Consider the following 17,161-nt stretch of genomic DNA (forward strand, 5'->3'; position numbering starts at 1 on the left):
AAAGCCCTAAAACCATTTCGATACGTAGACGGCCGAAACGCCGTCGTATCGCGGTTTGTGGCACCATCTACCACAGTCAGAGCGGGAGTAGCGACATCGAAACAGCACGCAATCGACGGCAAAAACGACGTCCCACTCGCGCTAATCGAGGCGTCCCACGTCGCCGAGAACGGCCGAGGCCGTCTCAGGACCGCCCGCGCCGCGACCGCTCAGGTTCAACTGCCCCGCGTTCGTCGTCTCCAACTGCGCGATGTTGCGCGTGCCGGTCACCGCGAGCGCGGCGTTCTGCGGAACGAGTCGCGGCCCGACCCGAATCCCCTCGCGGGTCGCTTCGCCGACGAGTCTGATCGTCCGCCCGTCCTCCGCCGCGAGTTCGAGCGCGCTCCCGGGCACGTTCGTGATCCCCTCGACGTCCGCGTCCGAGAGCGTGAACTCCCGCTCGCCCTCCGAGAGCACGTTCGCGAGGATCACGCACTTCAGCGCGGCGTCGGTCCCCTCGACGTCGAACGTCGGGTCCGCCTCGGCGACGCCGAGGTCCTGCGCCTCCGCGAGCACGTGCTCGTAGTCGATCCCCTCCGCGGCCATCCGCGAGAGGATGAAGTTCGCCGTCCCGTTGAGCACGCCGCGGGCGGCGGTCACGTGCGAGGGCGAGAGGTCCTCGACCGTCGAGATGATCGGGATCGCGCCGCCGACGGTCGCCTCGAAGCGCACTTCGCCGGCGCTCTCGCGCTCCAGCGCGCGGACGTCGCCGTAGCGTTCCGCGACCGGTCCCTTGTTCGCGAGGACGACGTGTCGGTCGCGCTCCAGTGCCGCTTCGAGGTGCGAGAACCCCGGTTCGGCGTCGCCGAGCGTCGTCGGCGTCGCCTCGACGAGCACGTCGTAATCCGCTTCGAGCGCCGCGTCGGGGTCGTCGTCGCCGACGGTCCCCGCCGATTGCTTCCGTTCGAGCGTCGCCGCGGCGTCGATGCCGTCGGCGTCGACGACCGCCGAGGAGGAGTCCGCGAACGCGACGACCTCGTGGCCGTACTCGGCGGCGAGGTCGACGACGGAACTGCCGACTGCGCCCGCGCCGAGGACCGCGAGTCGCTTCCCGTCGCTCATAGCGCACCTCCCGCGAGCGGTTCCACGACGTGGAGTTCTTTCTCCGAAGCGATCTCGCGGACGAGTTCCAGCGCCGCGGCCGTCTCGCCCGAGCGGGTCGCGATCCGGAGGCGCGCGCTCGACGTGTCGTTTCGACCCTCGGGCGCGTTCAGCGAGAAGTCCGCGATCGACGTCGCGGGGTTCTCCTCGACGCGTCGGAGCGTATCCGAGAGGTCGGTGTCGACGAGGTGGCCGACCAGGAGCACGACGACCTCCTCGGCGTAGTGTTCCGCGCCCGCCTGCACGACGTTGACGCCGCCCTCACGGAGCGCGTCGACGATCGCCTCGAACCGGTCCGGCGTGGCCTCGACGTCGACCTCGACTGGGATCCGTCCCCGCGGGGTGACGTTCCCGCGCTCGTGGAAGATCGACAGGAGGTTCCCGCCGTTCTCCGAGATCGGTTCGAGCGCGGCGAGCAGCTGCCCCGGTTCGTCCGCGAGTTCGAGGCGGATTGTGTGCGGCTGGGGGTCGCGCTCGGCGTCGTCGATGTCGCCGCGGGAGCGCGAGGACTGGGCGGAGTCCGCTTCTCGCTCCGTCTCGGAGTCAGAGCCGAGTGCGGGCGTCACAGACAGGTCACTCCCGCGCAGTTCGGTACCTCACGACCCGATTCTGCCCTCGCGGCGGCGACCCGTGGGTCGGTTCCGCCCGACCGAGAGCGAGACCGCGAGATCGATTTCGTACACATACTCCAACGTCAACTCCCGGACCGATATAAGCCTTCGTCGATGGCACGCGTTGCCGAGGGCGAAAGACGCACGCGTCGTCAGCGGGAGAGACGGCAGAGAAATCTCGACTCAGGTCCGCGGAATCGACAGCGTGACCGTCGTCGACGACGCCCCCTCCGAGAACGACAGCGAGCCGCGGTGCGTGTCCGCGACGGTCTCCGCGACCCACAGCCCCAGCCCGCTCCCGTGAGTGAGCTGGGTGATGTCGGCGTCGCCGACGACGACGTCCCGCTCGTGGTCCGGAATCCCGCCGCCGTGGTCGGTGACGGAGAGTTCGACCGCCTCCGGGAGCACGCGAACGGACGCCTCTACTGGCGGTTCGCCGTGTTCGGCTGCGTTTTCGAGCAGTTCGTTCAGCGCCGTCCGGAGGCCCCCGCTGGCGCGAACGGTCGCGTCGATCCGGTCCGGCGCGTCGAAGTCGAACTCGACGTCGGGATACCGATCCCGGGCGTGCTCGATGGCCGCCCCGAACACGTCGACGGGGTCCGTCGGCTCGAACTCGTCGGGGGCGCGGTCGCGCTCGCGCGTGATCGTCTTCGCGCCCTCCGCGAGGCTGCCGACGGTGTCGGCGCTGCGTTTCAGCACGGCGGCCGAGCGTCGGATCTGCTCCGCGTCGGGGACGCCTGCGACGATGTCCGCGTGCCCCGCGAGCACCTGCGCCTCGTTGCGGAGGTTGTGTCGGAGCACGCGATTCAACACCGCCGTCCGTCGCCGCTCGCGTGCGAGCTGCTCCGCGCGGACCCGCCGAGCGTCGTAGACCCCGATGATGACGTGCGCGGCCGCGCCGATCGCCAGCAGGTTGCCGACCGTGAACATCGAGGGTGCGATCCCGCCGGAGAGGCGGTTCTGCGCGACGGCGTGCGCGAACATCACGCCCCCCAAGACGACGACGCCGAGGACGTTCCAGACCGCGATCCGGACGGTGTTCCTGTCGCTGAATCCGCTGGTGTACAGCAGGCCGCCGACGGCGACGAGTCCGACCGAGACGACCGCACCGAGGAGTCCGAGCACGACCGCGAACGTCCCGCCGCCGTCGAGCAGGGGAAAGAGGTTCGGCACCAACAGCACGAGGCCCGTCAGCGACACGACACCGCTGGCGAGGAGACGGGCGATCGATCCGCCGTGGGGGCGGACCGCCTCGGGCGGCGATCCGAAGCCGATCTGATCGAGAAGAGAGAGCAGTCGCGTTCGCATAGGTGTCTGACTGGGCCGACCGTCGCTTGAAACTACTGGCCCCAGTATCGGAGGCGAGAACGACGAGCGACGGTCGCGAAAAGAGCCGAACCGCGAACCGGCGGGCCGACGGAGTCTGTGATCGATTCGGGGGAGGCGTCGACCGGATTAGAACTGGTCGACGGAGCTCGGGAGTTCGAGCTTCATTCCCTTGCGCTCGCGGATCTCCATGATCTTCTCGCGCTGGAGGTTGTCCGAGAGCACGCGGAATCCGGCGTTCTCGGTGTTCCACGAGGCGCGGCCTTCCGTGGCCGAGCGGATGTCCGAGGAGAACCCGATCATCTCTTCGACGGGCGCGATGCCCTCGATGACCATCAGGTCACCTTCCTGGAACATATCGTCGACGCGACCGCGGCGACCCTGGATCTCGCCGGACGCCGATCCCATGTGCTCGGAGGGAACGTCGATGCGGACGTTCTGGATCGGTTCGAGCAGCTTGATGTCGGCGTCGATCAGCGAGCGGTGGACCGCGTCCCGAACGGCGGGAATGACCTGCGCGGGACCGCGGTGGATGGTGTCCTCGTGGAGCTTCGCGTCGTGGAGTCGCAGCAGCGCGCCCTGCACGGGCTCGTTGGCCAGCGGACCGTCGTCGAGCGCCTCTTCGAGGCCCTCGATGACGAGCTCCATCGTCTCGTTGAGGTGCTGGATACCCTTCGTGTCGTCGATGAGGATGTTGGTGCCGTGGATGTGCTCGACCTCCTGGGAGGTGTCTTTGTCCATCCCGGCCTCCTGCAGCGCCTCGCGGCGCTCCAGTTCGGGCATGTCCATCGAGACCTCGCCGAGCTTGATCGCGTCGACGATGTCCTCCGAGAGGGGTTCGACGGTGATGTAGAACTTGTTGTGGCGGTTCGGGGAGACGCCCTCAACCTCGCGGGACTGCTTCTGAGGAGCCTCGCGGTAGACGACGATCGGCTCACCGGTCTGGACCGGGATGCCCTGGTTCTTCTGGATTCGCTGGGTGATGACCTCGAGGTGCAGCTCGCCCTGCCCGCTGATGAGGTGCTCGCCGGTGTCCTCGTTGATCTCCACCCTGATGGTCGGGTCCTCCTTCGCGACCTGCTGGAGCGTCTCGATGAGCTTCGGCAGGTCGTCCATGTTCTCCGCCTCGACGGACTTCGTGATGACCGGCTCGGAGATGTGCTCGATCGACTCGAACGGCGTCATCTCCACGGAGGAGACGGTCGAACCGGCGATGGCGTCGCGCAGTCCGGTCACGGCCGCGATGTTCCCGGCGGGGACGCCGCGGTCGAGCTCCTCGCGCTCGCCGCCCATGAAGATCCCGACCGACTGAACGCGGTTCTTCCCGGCGGTCCCGGAGACGTACAGTTCCTGACCCTGCTTGATCGTCCCGCTGAACAGCCGTCCGGTGGCGATCTCGCCGGCGTGGGGGTCCATCGAGATGTCGGTCACCATGAAGACGACCTCGCCGTCGTCGTCGACCTCGCGCATCTGGCGCGCGAGTTCGGACTCGTCGTCACCGCGCCAGACGCGCGGGATACGGCGGGGCTGGGCGTCGAGCGGGTTCGGGAAGTGCTCGGCGACCATATCGAGCACGACGTCCGAAAGCGGCGTCTGCTCGTGGAGTTCGAGGCGCTGGTCGTTGCGCTCCATCTCGATGATCTCGGGGAAGCCGATGCCCGTACGGACCATCGACGGGGCGGAGACGCCCCACTTGTACAGCGCCGAGCCGAACGCGACGGTGCCGTCCTCGACGGAGACCGTCCAGTCGTCGATGTCGTCTCGGTCCTCGGTCATCCCGCGGATGAGTTCGTTGACGTCGCCGATGACGTCCATCAGTCGCTCCTGCATCTCCTCGGGGCCCTCCTGGAGCTCCGAGATGAGGCGGTCGACCTTGTTGATGAACAGCGCGGGCTTGACGCCCTCTCGCAGCGCCTGCCGAACGACCGTCTCGGTCTGCGGCATCGCGCCCTCGACGGCGTCGACGACGACGAGCGCCCCGTCGACCGCGCGCATCGCACGCGTCACGTCGCCACCGAAGTCGACGTGGCCGGGCGTGTCGATGAGGTTGATGAGGTGGTTGTTGCCCTCGTACTCGTGGGTCATCGAAACGTTCGCCGCGTCGATGGTGATCCCACGTTCCTGCTCGTCCTCTTCGGTGTCCATCATCAGACGGGTCGCCTCGCCCTCGTCGGCGATCATTCCCGCCCCCGCGAGGAGGTTGTCCGTCAGCGTCGTCTTCCCGTGGTCGACGTGAGCCGCGATGGCGATGTTCCGGATCTGCTCCGGTTTGTCCATCAGTTGCTCACACTCTTGTACGATCTTCTTTCGTCGGCCCATTATACGAGCCAGTACCGGCAGGAGGGTCAAAAGGGTAGTGTTTTGTCGGTGGCGAAATCGCCGGATACGGCCGTCGCTGGACAGGTATGACTCAGATTACCACGCGAGCGGTGACAACACCGGTTGCGCCGACGGAGTGCTCCCACCGGTGGCGAAAACCGCTCGGTTTGCCCGGCTTCGCCCACTCGATCGCACGCTGTCGTGCGATCGGGCGAACTATCGGCCACAAACGGAAGTCGCACGCCGTCGTCGCGCTCGGGGTAAGAGTCTTGGTCGGCCGATCCGTGCGAATAGTACGCATGGACGTACGAGTACGCGGCGACGTTCCTGCCGGGCCGTTTCTCGGCGCGGCCGACCTCTTCGAGACCGAGTGCGACCTCGAACTTCCGGTGTACGTCGACGTTCGGACGGACCCAGACGAGCGGACGTGGGCGGCCCACTACGAGGACTATCACGTCCTGAACATCTCCCGGCAGGCGGCGACGAGCGCGATGGCCCGCGAGCTGATCGTCCACGAACTCGCGCACATGGCCCGTAACGAGGAGGGACACGTCTCTCACCACCTCAAGACCGAGGAGGCGCTCTTTCTCGCGCTCTCGGGTGAGTCGGTCGAACGGCGGAAGGTCGCGCACTGCTATCAGATCGCGAACCACATGAAGGACATCTACGCCGACGACATCACCCTCGCGGTGACGCCGCCCGCGAAGCTGATCTCCTTCCTCGAATCCGAACTCGCGCGGGCGGTCGCGACCCGCTCGGAGCCCTCGCCGTGGCCCGACTCGCGCCGCGTCACCGCCGGCTCCGACCCCGAGATCACGGCGGTCAACGCCGCCTTCGCGCTCGGGCTCGTCGAGCGGCACGACGTCGTCGACCGCAGTCACCGGCTCTACGATCTGGCGCACGCCGCCGCCGACGACGCGCCCGGCGTCGACCTCGACGCGTTCAAGCGACGCTTCCGGTCGCTCGGCGACGACCCCTCCGACAGCGAGTACCGGAAGGCGCTGGTCGACGCCACGCGAGCGTACGTCGTCGGCGACGCCGGCGGGGGCGACGTCGCCGCGGACTGACCCGGAGCGGTGGCGGCGGGAGTCGAAACGGCACAGATCGCGCTCGAAGAAGCGGTCGCTCGTGACTACGAGACGCGAGAGAGTGGAGAGAAACGAGAAAAATCCGCGAGAGGAGAGCGTTGCGAACGGTCTACCGGGCCGCTTCCGCGACGCGCTCGGACTCTTCTTTCTGGCCGATGGCGTACGACTGGACGTCGTAGTCGGCCGCGCCGACGAGCACCTGCGCGAGCGCTTCAGCGGCGCTCTGGGGCTTCTTGTAGGAGCCGCGCTGGGTTCCCTCGGCGATGAACTTCAGGGCCTGGTCGACGCGGCGCTGCGGCGCGACGTCGACGGCCTGCGGGACGGAGATCCCGCCGTACTTCAGGCGGACGGTCTCCTCGCGCGGAGCGGCGTTCTCGACCGCGCGGACGAGCACCTGCACCGGGTTCTCCTCGGTGCGCTCGTGGACGGTCTCGAAGGCCTCCTTGACGATCTTCATCGTCTTCTGCTTGTGGCCCGTGTTCTCCTCGGTCTGCATCAGTCGGTTGACGAGCCGCTCGACGATGCTGAGCTCGGACTTCTGGAACTGCTTTCCGGCGTGACGGCCCATCGTGTGCGCGATGGGGGTCACGTTGATGTAGCGTTCCGTCGAGGGGTCCGCGTACTCGATCTCGGTGACGTCCCAGACGCCGAACAGCTGAGCGTTCGTCTCGGCCTCGTCGCTGTCTGCGGGGGCGTCGGGTTCGGGGGCTTCGCTTTCAGACATCTTAGCGCACCGGTTTCTCTGCGTTACCGCGGACCAGTTCGATCATCGAGACGCCGTTGACCTTCTCGACCTTGTAGTTCACGCCGGAGAGGTCGCCCATCGCGCGACCCTTCGCGCCGCCGATCCCGGAGATCGTGACCTCGTCGTGCTCGTCGATGAAGGAGATCGCGCCGTCGCCGGGACAGAACGCCGTGACCTGCTTGCCGTTCTTGATGAGCTGCACTCGGACGCACTTTCGGATCGCCGAGTTGGGCTGTTTCGCTTCGATACCGACCTTCTCGAGGACGATCCCGCGACCCTGCGGGGCACCCTCGAGCGGGTCGGACTTTGCGCCGAGACCGCGCTCGCGTCGCGCGTACTCCGAGTCGGACCAGCGACGCTTCTGCCGGTCCTGCTTGAGTTTCCGCGCGGCGTATTTGCCGTTCGCCATAGTGACCCGAATTTCCCCACGGAGCTACTTAAGCCTCCCTTTTCCGATCCGGCGAAACGGCCGCAGGTCCGATTAGCGACCCCTAAGGACGGATCTGAGGCCGTCGTTTCGATCTCGGATACGGGCGCTGGAGGAGGGAGAGGACCCGAACGGCGCTGAGAGGCGGTCGTTTCGCCGCGGCTGGAGCTCAGCGTTCGGCGCGTTCGTCGCTCGTCAGCCCCTCTTCGACGTCGACGGACACCGAACCGCTGAGTTCGCGGGTCGCGGCCGGGCCGAGCGTCACGTCGACCTCGTCGAACCGGGTCTTCACTCGCCGTCTGAAATCGGACCTGAGCGTGACCAGATCGACGTCCATCGGGTCTCCGATCCAGAGCTCCGCGCGGATCCGGACGGATCCCGGCCCCAACTCCTCGAGCGTCGCCGTCGGTGTCGGATCCTCCAGCACCCGGTCGTCGTCGCGAGCGACTTCGACGAGTTCCCGCAGCGCCCGCTCGGCGTCGTCGTCGTAACCGATCTCGAAGGACTCGACGATGCGGTATCGATCTCGCCCGTACGGCGCGTCAGCGCGTTCGCGGTCAGTTCGGTGTTCGGCACGGTGATCGTCTCGTTGTTCGGCGTCCGGACGCGCGTCACGCGGAAGTCGATCTCCTCGACGATGCCCTCGCCCCCGGGCCACGCGATCCAGTCGCCCACGTTGAAGTCGGGGTCGGCCACGAGGAACAGCCCGCTCGTGAGCGACCCGACGACGTCCTGACTCGCCGCCCCGACGACGAGCGTCAGCGCGGCGACGACGATCGAGAGGTTCGTCAGGAGCGACCACAACCCCGCGCCGGCGATGCCGACGAGCCCCGCGATCACGATCACCAGCGCGTGCACGTACGTCCGCGCCGCCGACGCGATCGTGGGGTTGTTCCGGTTTCGCGCGGCCACGACGCGGACGGCGAGCGGGACGGCGACGAGACGGCCCAGCGAGTACGTCACCGCCGCGGCGACGGCGAACCCGAGCACGCCGCGAGCGAGGTCGGCGTACTGGTCGGCGACGACGCCGTCGAACAGTCCGGGCGGAGCGAACTGGGCCGTCCCAGCGAGCGCCGGTCCCAACAGTTCGGAGAGCACGGCCGGACAGACAGCGACGAACGCAAAAAGTGTAGCGTGCGGTCGGGCGACGGAGCCCCGACCGGCGTCGACGGCGGATCGTCGCCGGCGCGACTACGTCAACTGGATGTCGTCGATCTCGTAGTGTCGCTCCGCGAGCGTCCGCGCGGTCTCGATGTTCTTCCCCTCCGAGCCGATCGCGACGCCGCGGTCCGCGTCGGGGACCTCGGCGTAGGCGACGCGTTCGCCCCCCTGTTCGGAGAGCGTGACGTGGCGGACCGCCGCCGGGGCCAGCGCGCTCTCGACGAACGCCGCGGGGGTGTCGGCGTCCTCGACGAGTTCGACGTCGCGCCCGATCGACTCCTCGACCGCGCGGACGTGTTTCCCGCCGGGGCCGATCGCCGAGCCCATCTCGCCCGCGGCGACGAGGATGACGATCCGCTCGTCGAAGACGAGGCAGTCGCGGGCGGTCGCGCCCGTCTCGTCCTCGAAGCGAGCGATGAACCGGCGCGCCTCGTCCGACAGCGTGACCCGCATCGCTCAGTCGTCCGAGGGTTCGAGTTCGACGTCGGCCGCTCCGCCGTCTGCCTCGATCGACCCCATCCGGAGGTCGACGTCGCCGGTCCCGATCGAGACGGGCTTGCCGACGATGACGTTCTCGATGACGCCGTCGAGGTCGTCCTCTTCGCCGTGGACCGCCGCGTCCAGCAGGTGGTTGACCGTCACCTCGAACGCGGCGCGGGCGAGCACGGAGTCCTTCGAGCCGGAGATCCCGTGGCGACCGATCGATTCGATCTCGCCGCGGTTCGTCATGATGTCAGCGACGAGCATCAGGTGGCGGATGTTCACGTCGTCGAGACCCTGCTCGCGCAGCGTCTCCATCGTCTCGTTGATGATGGTCTCGCGGGCGGCCTCGACGCCGAGGTTGCGGTAGACCTCGTGGATGTTGTTACTCGTCGTTCGCGTGGCGTCGACGCCCTCGATCGAGAGCACGTCGCCGAAGGCGGATCCCTCGGTGTAGAGGACGAACTCCTCGCCGTCGGTCTTCTCGTTTTCCTCCTTGCGGATGACGACGCGGGAGATGTCCTCCAGCCCCTTGAACACGATGTCGCGCAGTTCCTCGACGAGCTGGAGCAGCCGCCGGTAGCTGGGCTGGTCGGGTCCGAACTCGATGAGCGTCTCCGAGCGCCGGGTGTCGACGCCGAGGGCGTCCTCGATCGTCTCGGCGATCTCCTGGGCGACGGTGTCGATGTCGTCGACGGTCGGCCAGCGCTCGGCGAGCGTCTCCTCGTTGAGGTCGACCTGGACGATCATATCCGCGACGTTCGTCGAGATGTCCCCGAGCGCGAGGATCTTCGTCGCCTCCATCTGCCAGACGACCTCGTGGGCGCGCTCGCGGTTCTCGGCGTACTCGTCTTCGAGGTGGACCGTCATCATCGGCGTGTCGGGCGTCTTCCGCGCGTCGACCAGTTCGATGAGTCGGGGCAGCCCCTGCGTGACGTCGATCTCGGCGACGCCCGCGTAGTGGAACGTGTTCATCGTCATCTGCGTTCCGGGCTCGCCGATCGACTGCGCCGACACCGTACCGACGGGGTCGTGCGCCTCGACGCGGGAGTCCTCGTAGCGCGAGGAGACCGCGTGGGCGATCTCGTCGGCCTGTTCGAGGTCGACGCCGCCGCGGTCCTCGATCGTCTCGTAGATGCGGTGACGGAGGCTCTCGGGCAGGTTGTAGTCCTCTACGATCGCTCGGACGTCGTCGTCGACGTGCGCGTACGTCTCAGTCATCCGACTCCACCTCCAGGCTCCGCGCCTTGTCAAGCCCCGGACCGGCGTACTCGGAGATGTTCGTCGGCAGCTCCTTGCGGCCGAGGAACTCCGCCTTCTCCTCCTCGGAACTGAACTCGGCGTCGAGGATGCGGTCGGCGACGTTCTCGACGTCGATCGGGTTGTCCTCGGAGGAAGAGACCTTCACCGGCGAGGTGCCGTCCTCGCCGAACTCGAACTGGACGACCGTCCCCGACGTGTCGCGGACGGTGCCGTCGTACTGCGCTTCGAGCTCGGAGAGGGCGTTGATCAGGCGACGCTGCAGGTACCCGGACTTCGACGTCCGGACCGCAGTGTCGACGAGGCCCTCGCGGCCGCCCATCGCGTGGAAGAAGAACTCCCGCGGAGTCAGGCCGCCACGGTAGCTGTTCTCGACGAAGCCGTGCGCCTCCGCAGAGAGGTCGTTCGGCTGGTAGTGGCTGAGGGTCCGCCCCTCGTAGCCGCGGTTGATCCGCTCGCCCCGAACCGCCTGCTGGCCGACGCAGCCGGCCATCTGCGTGAGGTTCAGCATCGACCCACGCGCACCGGAGCGGGCCATCACGACCGCCGGGTTGTCGTCGGCGAAGTGGTCCTCGGCGATCTCGCCCGCGGAGTCGCGGGCCTTGCCGAGCTGCTGCATGATCTTCATCTCGAGCGTCTCGTCGACCGTCCGACCCGGCAGCGACTCCAGCTCGCCGGCCTCGTAGATCTCGATGAGCTCCTGGACGCGGTCGTAGGCGCTCGCGATCGCCTCGTCGACCTGCTCGTTGGCCTCGCCGGGGATCGACTCGTCGTCGATCCCGATCGAGAAGCCGAAGTGCATAATCGCGCGCATCGCCAGCGACGCGACCTCGTTGACGAAGACGCGGGCGCGCGTCTTCGAGTGGACCTTCGCGAGCGTGTCGACGACCTCGCCGCCGAACGCGCCGACGGCGTCCTCGTCGATCGTCCCAGAGACGAGCTGGCCGTCCTCGATGACGACCTCGTCGCCCGCAGAGGACGTGAACTCGAGGTTCAGGTCGTCGGGCAGCAGCTCGCTGAAGAGCTGCTTTCCGGTCCAGTAGGGTTCGCCCTCGTCCTCGCCGGCGGGCTCGGGGAGCGTGTCGATGCTCGTCGCCCGCAGCAGGTCCAGCGCCTGCGTCTCGGTGAACTCGGGGTTGCCGTTGGTGAGCAGGTACGTGCCGGAGATGTGGTCCTGAATCGCGCCGATGATGTTCTCACCGAAGCGCGGGCTCAGAAGCTGCTCCTGCACGCGCATCAGGACGCGCGCTTCAGCGCGGGACTCCTCGGTCTGCAGCGCGTGCATGTTCATCTCGTCGCCGTCGAAGTCGGCGTTGTACGGCGGGCAGACAACCGTGTTCAGTCGGAACGTCTTGTACGGCATCACGACGACCTCGTGCGCCATGATCGACATCCGGTGCAGCGACGGCTGCCGGTTGAAGATCACGATGTCGCCGTCGATCAGGTGTCGGTTGACCTCCCAGCCGACGTCGATCTTCTCGGCGAGTTCCTCGCAGTTCTTCTCGGTCACCTTCAGTCGGCGACCGTCGGGGCGCTTGACGTAGTTCGCGCCCGGGTGGCCCTCGGGGCCGTTCCGGACGTACTGCTGGGCCCGATCGAGGTTCCGCTCGGAGACGTTCATCGTCTGGGTCATCTCGCGGGCGACGCGCTCGGGGACGCCGACCTCGTTGAGCGACAGGGTCGGGTCCGGCGAGATGACGGTACGGGCGGAGAAGTTCACGCGCTTCCCGGACAGGGATCCGCGGAAGCGACCTTCCTTGCCCTTCAGCCGCTGGCTGAGCGTCTTCAGCGGGCGGCCCGAGCGGTGGCGCGCCGGCGGCGTACCGGAGATCTCGTTGTCGACGAAGGTGGTGACGTGGTACTGCAGCAGTTCCCAGAGGTCCTCGATGATCAGCTGCGGCGCGCCCGCCTCGCGGTTCTCCATGAACCGCTGGTTGATGCGGATGATGTCGACGAGCTTGTGCGTCAGGTCGTCCTCGGAGCGCTGGCCGTTGTCCAGCGTGATCGACGGCCGCGCGGTGACCGGCGGGACCGGGAGCACGGTGAGGATCATCCACTCGGGGCGCGAGCGGCTCGGGTCGATGCCGAGCGTCTCGATGTCCTCGTCGGGGATGTCCTCGAACCAGTCGCGGATGTCCGAGGGCATGAGCTTGTTCATATCCTCCTCGGTGAGGTCGACGTCGAGGGCCTTCTCCAGCTTCTTCCGGTCTTCGCCGACGGGGCGGAACTCCCCGGAGAGGATGTCGTTGACGCGGCTGAGGTCGAGCCCGGAGTCCTCCGCGAGGTCGCTGGGCGAGACGCCGCTGTCGTCCTCGTTGTCGGGGTCCGGCTGCATCGCCGAGGCGATGCGCTCGGAGTAATCGCCCGCGAGGACGTCCTGGACCTCGTAGTAGGTGGTCGGCTTCTCGTGTTTGATGTCGTGCTGGGGCGCGCCGCAGTGCGGGCAGCGGCTCGCTTTCCGCGCCTGCCGGACGGCGGCCTTCAGCACGTTCGTCCAGTCCTCGCCGAGTTCCTCGTTGCGCTGGAGGCCGTCACGGAACTCCTCTTGCTCCTCGGGCGTCAGCGAGAGCCGACCGCAGTCCCGACAGGTCGCCCGCAGGAGTCGGCGGATGAGCTTCGTGAAGCCGACGTGGATGACGGGCGCGGCCAGTTCGATGTGGCCGAAGTGCCCGTTACACGACCCCGAGTGCGACCCGCAGGTCCGACATTCGAGCCCGGGGTCGATGACCCCGAGCCGGGGGTCCATCAGCCCCATGTCGATTGGGTAACCGTCGTCGTCGTACGTGTCCGCGGTGATGATCTTCGTCGCGGACATGTCTCGGTACGTCTCCGGGTCCATCAGCCCGAACTGGATGGCACCGATCTCTTTGGGTGTCTGCATTGACATTGTTGGTTAGACTGCGTCTTGGAGGTCCAGTCGCGGTCGGATGCCGAGCGCGATCATTTCGTCGAGGAGCAGCTTGAACGCGTAGCTGATCTCGATCTCGTGGATGTCGTCCTCGTCGCCGGTGACGGGGTCGTAGATGCGGCGCTGGCCGCGGTCCTCGACGGCGACCATCCCCGTCTCCGCGGAGATGTACACCGTCTCCTTGTCGGAGGAGTCGAGCAGGCGCTCCTGCAGCACCATCGCGGCCCCGTGGCCGATGACGGTGTCTCGCTCCATCTCGCCCAGCCGGAGGCCACCCTCGCGGGCGCGACCCTCGGTGGGCTGGCGGGTGAGCACCTGCACTGGCCCGCGGGAACGGGCGTGCAGCTTGTTGCTCACCATGTGGTACAGCTTGTGGTAGAAGATCGTCCCGACGAAGATCTCGGCGTCGATCTTCTCGCCGGTGACGCCGGAGTACATGACCTCCTTGCCGGAGGATTTGAACCCGTGGTCTTCGAGCGCGCCGCGGAGTTCCTCCTCGTCTTCGCCCTGGAAGGCGGTGCCGTCGACGCGTCGGCCTTCGAGCGCGCCGACCTTCCCGCCGAGCATCTCCAGCACGTGACCGACCGTCATCCGCGAGGGGAGCGCGTGCGGATTCAGCACGAGGTCGGGGACGAGCCCCTCCTCGGTGAAGGGCATGTCCTCCTGCGGTGCCAGGTGGCCGACGACGCCCTTCTGGCCGTGCCGCGACGCGAACTTGTCGCCGAGTTCCGGGATCCGCTGGTCGCGGACCGACACCTTCGCGAGTTTGGAGCCGTCCTCGCCCTCCATCAGGGTGACGGTGTCGACGACCCCGGACTCGCCGGAGCGCATCGTGACCGACGTCTCGCGTCGCTTCTGGGGAGAGAGCCCGCCCATGTCGTCGGGCTCTTCGAGGAACCGCGGCGGGGAGGTCTTCCCGAGAAGCACCGAGTTCTCGTCGACTCGGGTTTCGGGGTTGACGAGGCCGTCCTCGTCGAGGTGCGTGTACGCGTCTTCCCCGCGCGCACCGCGCACGTCCTGGCTCGGGATCTCGAAGCGGTCCTCCTGTCCGCCGGGGTAGCGCCGCTCCTCTCCCTCGTAGGTCCGGAAGAAGTGCGAACGGGCCATCGCGCGGTCGACGGAGCCCTGGTTCATCACGAGGGCGTCCTCGATGTTGAAGCCCTCGTAGCTCATCACGGCGACGACGAAGTTCTGCGCCGCCGGGCGCTCGTCGAACCCGATCTGTTCGGTGGTCTGGGTCTTGACCATCGACAGCTGCGGGTAGTGCAGCAGGTGCTGGCGCGTGTCGGGGCGGATGCGGTAGTTCGCCGCCGGCAGCCCGAGCGACTGCTTCATCATCCCCGCGCCCATCGTAATCCGGGGCGAGGCGTTGTGCTCGGGGTACGGGATCATCCCCGCGCCGATCCCGAAGATCAGCTGCGGGTCGATCTCGAGGTGCGTGTGCTCGTCGTTGATCTCGTCCTCGTCGACGGCGACGTAGATGTCCTCTTCCTCCTCGGCGTCGATGAACTCGACGTAGCCGCGGTCGACGAGGTCCTCGAACTCCAGGGAGCCCTCGGTGACCGCTTCGATCTCCTCGTCGCCGAGGAGCGGTTCGCCGTCCTCGACGACGATCAGCGGGCGGCGGGCGCGACCGGAGTCGGCGTTGACGATGACCTCGCGGGTGCGCTCTTTCACCGAGACGTTCACCATCTCGCTGACGTCGCCGCGACGCCGGGCCTCTCGGATCTGTTCTGCGAGCTGTTCGGGGTCGGGGTGCGTCCCGACCAGACTGCCGTTGACGTAGACTTTCGCCTCTCGTTGTGCCTGAGCCATCGTTTTAGTCGTCCGCGGGTGTGCCGGCTGCCGGTCCCTCGATACCGGGGATTCCTTCGACGCCCATCGACGCCAGTTCGCGCTTGAGCGACTGTTCGTCCTCGACGTTCTGTGAGAGCTCCATCGCCTGCGCGAAGTTCTTCACCAGTCCGCAGTTCGGTCCCTCCGGGGTCTCGGAGGGGCAGATGCGACCCCACTGGGTCGCGTGCAGGTCGCGCGCCTCGAAGTGCGGCTGACTCCGCGAGAGCGGGCTGCGGAGCCGACGCAGGTGCGAGAGCACGCCCATGTAGTCCGTGCGATCGACGAGCTGGGAGACGCCGGAGCGGCCGCCGACCCAGTTACCGGTCGCGATCGGGTGTTCGAGCCGCTCGGTGAGCACGTCGGAGCGGACCACGGTGCTGACCGTGAGGTCGCGGTTCCGCATGTTCGCCCGTTCGAGCTGGTACTTCACGTCGCGGGCGAGCTTGTTGAGCGCGGTTCTGAAGAGGTCCTTCATCAGGTCCCCGGACACCTTCAGCCGCTTGTTGGCGTAGTGGTCCTTGTCGTCGGACTCGCGGCGGTTCAGCGCGAGCTCGAAGCACGCCTCGGCCATCCGGCAGAGGTAGTACGCCTTGTTGATGCGGACGTCCTCGTCGTCGACGCCGTCCTCGTGGAGGTGCGGCAGGAGGTAGCGGTCGATGACGTAGTTCGCGCGCTTCAGCTGGTAGTTCTTGCCCTGGCCGCCGGCGACGCGCTCGCCGAGGGTCTCGATCGCCTCCTGCTCGGTCTGGACGTCGGCCTCCTCCAGATTTTCGAGCATGAACTTCACGATCTCGGGGTCGTCGGAGACGCGGTGGACGATCTCCTCGTCGGATTCGAGCCCGAGCGCGCGGACGAGCGTCACGAAGTTCACGCTGCCCGAGACGGAGGGGAACGAGACTTCGAGCAGTCCCTCGCGGTTGCGCTCACAGAGGACGAGCGCGCGGTAGCCGCGGCGCTGGGAGAACGTCTTCGCGACCTGGATCTCGTCGCCGTACTTCGAGTCGTACTCGGCGAGGATCTTGTTCGGCGCGAGGTCCTCGCTCGTCATCAGCACGCGCTCGGAGCCGTTGACGATGAAGTAGCCGCCGGGGTCGACGGGGTCCTCGCCGATCTCGATCAGGTCCTCCTCGGAGAGACCGGCGATGTTGCACTTCGTCGAGCCGACCATGATCGGCATCCGGCCGACCTTGGTCTCGGTCGTGTCGACGACCATCTCTTCTTCTTCCTCGCCGCCGCGGACGATGGACATCTCCATGAACACCGGCGCGGCGTAGGTGATGTTGCGCAGGCGGGCCTCCTGCGGGAACAGCAGCTCCTCGGAGCCGTCGGCCTCGCGGACGCGGGGCGTCTCGACGCGGACGTCGCCGAGTTCGACGTAGACGGGCTCTTCGCCCTCCTTGTCGCCGATGTCGGTCTCGATGCGCTCCTTCTCGGTGACGACGCCTGCATTCCGCGTTCGAGGAAGTTGTTGAACGAGCGGAAGTGGTGCTCTGCGAGGCGCTCCTCGGAGAAGTACTCTCTAGATACGGCGCGTCGGTCCTGTCGGTTCATTCGATCACCAGTCGGTATGAGACTGCCTTGTCTGTCGTTCGCGAGTCGCGGACGATCTTGACGACGTCGCCGACTTCCGCCTCGTCGGGGAGCGCGGGGTCCTTCCGCTTGATCTTCGGAAGTTCCGCGCGCTTGACGTCGTACTGCGTCAGCATCGACTCGACCTCTTCCTCATCGATGAGCGTGTGCTCCGGGACGAGCTCGTGTTGGCTTACGTCTACCATGTCTGAGTGCAGTGGGGTTCTGTTGGGGAAGAAATTCTCACGGGATACTACAGCCCGGTTCGGATGGGAGCCATTTAACCCTTGC

General features: G+C 67.2%; 12 protein-coding genes and 2 pseudogenes. 1 reads left to right on the top strand and 13 read right to left on the bottom strand.

Annotated features, from left to right (window positions below):
• Window positions 1–141: 141 nt before the first annotated feature.
• From ACP99_RS02910 to ACP99_RS02925, 4 genes are all read right to left on the bottom strand, one after another.
• Window positions 142–1,101, bottom strand: coding sequence for a homoserine dehydrogenase (locus ACP99_RS02910; RefSeq protein ID WP_049985150.1), 960 nt, complete (start codon window positions 1,099–1,101; stop codon window positions 142–144).
• The gene (locus ACP99_RS02915) at window positions 1,098–1,628 is read right to left on the bottom strand and encodes an amino acid-binding protein (protein WP_049985194.1); all 531 of its coding nucleotides are present in this window, start codon (window positions 1,626–1,628) and stop codon (window positions 1,098–1,100) included. Before ACP99_RS02915 ends, ACP99_RS02910 begins: the two co-directional genes overlap by 4 nt.
• A 306-nt stretch (window positions 1,629–1,934) precedes the next feature.
• Window positions 1,935–3,059 carry a sensor histidine kinase gene (locus tag ACP99_RS02920; protein ID WP_049985151.1) on the bottom strand — a complete coding sequence of 375 codons (1,125 nt, stop codon included), beginning with the start codon at window positions 3,057–3,059 and terminating at the stop codon, window positions 1,935–1,937.
• 147 nt (window positions 3,060–3,206) lie between these two features.
• Window positions 3,207–5,396, bottom strand: coding sequence for an elongation factor EF-2 (locus ACP99_RS02925; protein ID WP_049985152.1), 2,190 nt, complete (start codon window positions 5,394–5,396; stop codon window positions 3,207–3,209).
• Window positions 5,397–5,695: 299 nt separating this feature from the next.
• On the opposite strand from ACP99_RS02925, the gene ACP99_RS02930 reads away from it, so the two are divergent.
• Window positions 5,696–6,463, top strand: coding sequence for a DUF5781 family protein (locus ACP99_RS02930; protein ID WP_049985153.1), 768 nt, complete (start codon window positions 5,696–5,698; stop codon window positions 6,461–6,463).
• Window positions 6,464–6,593: 130 nt separating this feature from the next.
• On the opposite strand, the gene ACP99_RS02935 is transcribed toward ACP99_RS02930, so the two are convergent.
• The 9 genes and pseudogenes from ACP99_RS02935 to ACP99_RS02975 form a co-directional block, all read right to left on the bottom strand.
• Entirely contained in the window at window positions 6,594–7,208 is a 615-nt protein-coding gene (locus tag ACP99_RS02935) for a 30S ribosomal protein S7 (RefSeq protein WP_049985154.1), read from the bottom strand.
• Between the two features lies 1 nt (window position 7,209).
• Window positions 7,210–7,638: a 30S ribosomal protein S12 gene (locus ACP99_RS02940; RefSeq protein WP_049985155.1), complete on the bottom strand. Its 429-nt coding sequence runs from the start codon at window positions 7,636–7,638 to the stop codon at window positions 7,210–7,212.
• A 187-nt stretch (window positions 7,639–7,825) separates the two neighbouring features.
• Window positions 7,826–8,694 (bottom strand): annotated as a pseudogene (locus ACP99_RS02945) (mechanosensitive ion channel family protein).
• Window positions 8,695–8,847: 153 nt separating this feature from the next.
• Entirely contained in the window at window positions 8,848–9,270 is a 423-nt protein-coding gene (locus ACP99_RS02950; RefSeq protein ID WP_049985157.1) for a NusA-like transcription termination signal-binding factor, read from the bottom strand.
• A 3-nt stretch (window positions 9,271–9,273) separates the two neighbouring features.
• Window positions 9,274–10,518, bottom strand: a complete 1,245-nt coding sequence (gene rpoA2 / locus ACP99_RS02955; RefSeq protein WP_049985158.1) for a DNA-directed RNA polymerase subunit A'' — start codon at window positions 10,516–10,518, stop codon at window positions 9,274–9,276.
• Entirely contained in the window at window positions 10,511–13,438 is a 2,928-nt protein-coding gene (locus ACP99_RS02960; RefSeq protein WP_049985159.1) for a DNA-directed RNA polymerase subunit A', read from the bottom strand. The genes rpoA2 and ACP99_RS02960 overlap by 8 nt, the downstream gene beginning before the upstream one ends.
• Window positions 13,439–13,450: 12 nt before the next feature.
• Entirely contained in the window at window positions 13,451–15,280 is a 1,830-nt protein-coding gene (gene rpoB / locus ACP99_RS02965; protein ID WP_049985160.1) for a DNA-directed RNA polymerase subunit B, read from the bottom strand.
• Between the two features lie 4 nt (window positions 15,281–15,284).
• Window positions 15,285–16,852: pseudogene (locus tag ACP99_RS02970) on the bottom strand (DNA-directed RNA polymerase subunit B'').
• Window positions 16,849–17,076 carry a DNA-directed RNA polymerase subunit H gene (locus ACP99_RS02975; protein WP_049985161.1) on the bottom strand — a complete coding sequence of 76 codons (228 nt, stop codon included), beginning with the start codon at window positions 17,074–17,076 and terminating at the stop codon, window positions 16,849–16,851. The pseudogene ACP99_RS02970 and the gene ACP99_RS02975 overlap by 4 nt, the downstream one beginning before the upstream one ends.
• Window positions 17,077–17,161: the final 85 nt, after the last annotated feature.

It is taken from the genome of Halobellus rufus, from assembly GCF_000739575.1.
In the GTDB taxonomy this organism is placed as follows: domain Archaea; phylum Halobacteriota; class Halobacteria; order Halobacteriales; family Haloferacaceae; genus Haloquadratum; species Haloquadratum rufum.

Coding starts and splice junctions, on each gene's coding strand:
- ACP99_RS02960 (WP_049985159.1), bottom strand. CDS start 13,438: ATGCAGACACCCAAAGAGATCGGTGCCATCCAGTTCGGGCTGATGGAC.
- rpoA2 (WP_049985158.1), bottom strand. CDS start 10,518: ATGACTGAGACGTACGCGCACGTCGACGACGACGTCCGAGCGATCGTA.
- ACP99_RS02975 (WP_049985161.1), bottom strand. CDS start 17,076: ATGGTAGACGTAAGCCAACACGAGCTCGTCCCGGAGCACACGCTCATC.
- rpoB (WP_049985160.1), bottom strand. CDS start 15,280: ATGGCTCAGGCACAACGAGAGGCGAAAGTCTACGTCAACGGCAGTCTG.
- ACP99_RS02925 (WP_049985152.1), bottom strand. CDS start 5,396: ATGGGCCGACGAAAGAAGATCGTACAAGAGTGTGAGCAACTGATGGAC.
- ACP99_RS02910 (WP_049985150.1), bottom strand. CDS start 1,101: ATGAGCGACGGGAAGCGACTCGCGGTCCTCGGCGCGGGCGCAGTCGGC.
- ACP99_RS02930 (WP_049985153.1), top strand. CDS start 5,696: ATGGACGTACGAGTACGCGGCGACGTTCCTGCCGGGCCGTTTCTCGGC.
- ACP99_RS02940 (WP_049985155.1), bottom strand. CDS start 7,638: ATGGCGAACGGCAAATACGCCGCGCGGAAACTCAAGCAGGACCGGCAG.
- ACP99_RS02920 (WP_049985151.1), bottom strand. CDS start 3,059: ATGCGAACGCGACTGCTCTCTCTTCTCGATCAGATCGGCTTCGGATCG.
- ACP99_RS02935 (WP_049985154.1), bottom strand. CDS start 7,208: ATGTCTGAAAGCGAAGCCCCCGAACCCGACGCCCCCGCAGACAGCGAC.
- ACP99_RS02950 (WP_049985157.1), bottom strand. CDS start 9,270: ATGCGGGTCACGCTGTCGGACGAGGCGCGCCGGTTCATCGCTCGCTTC.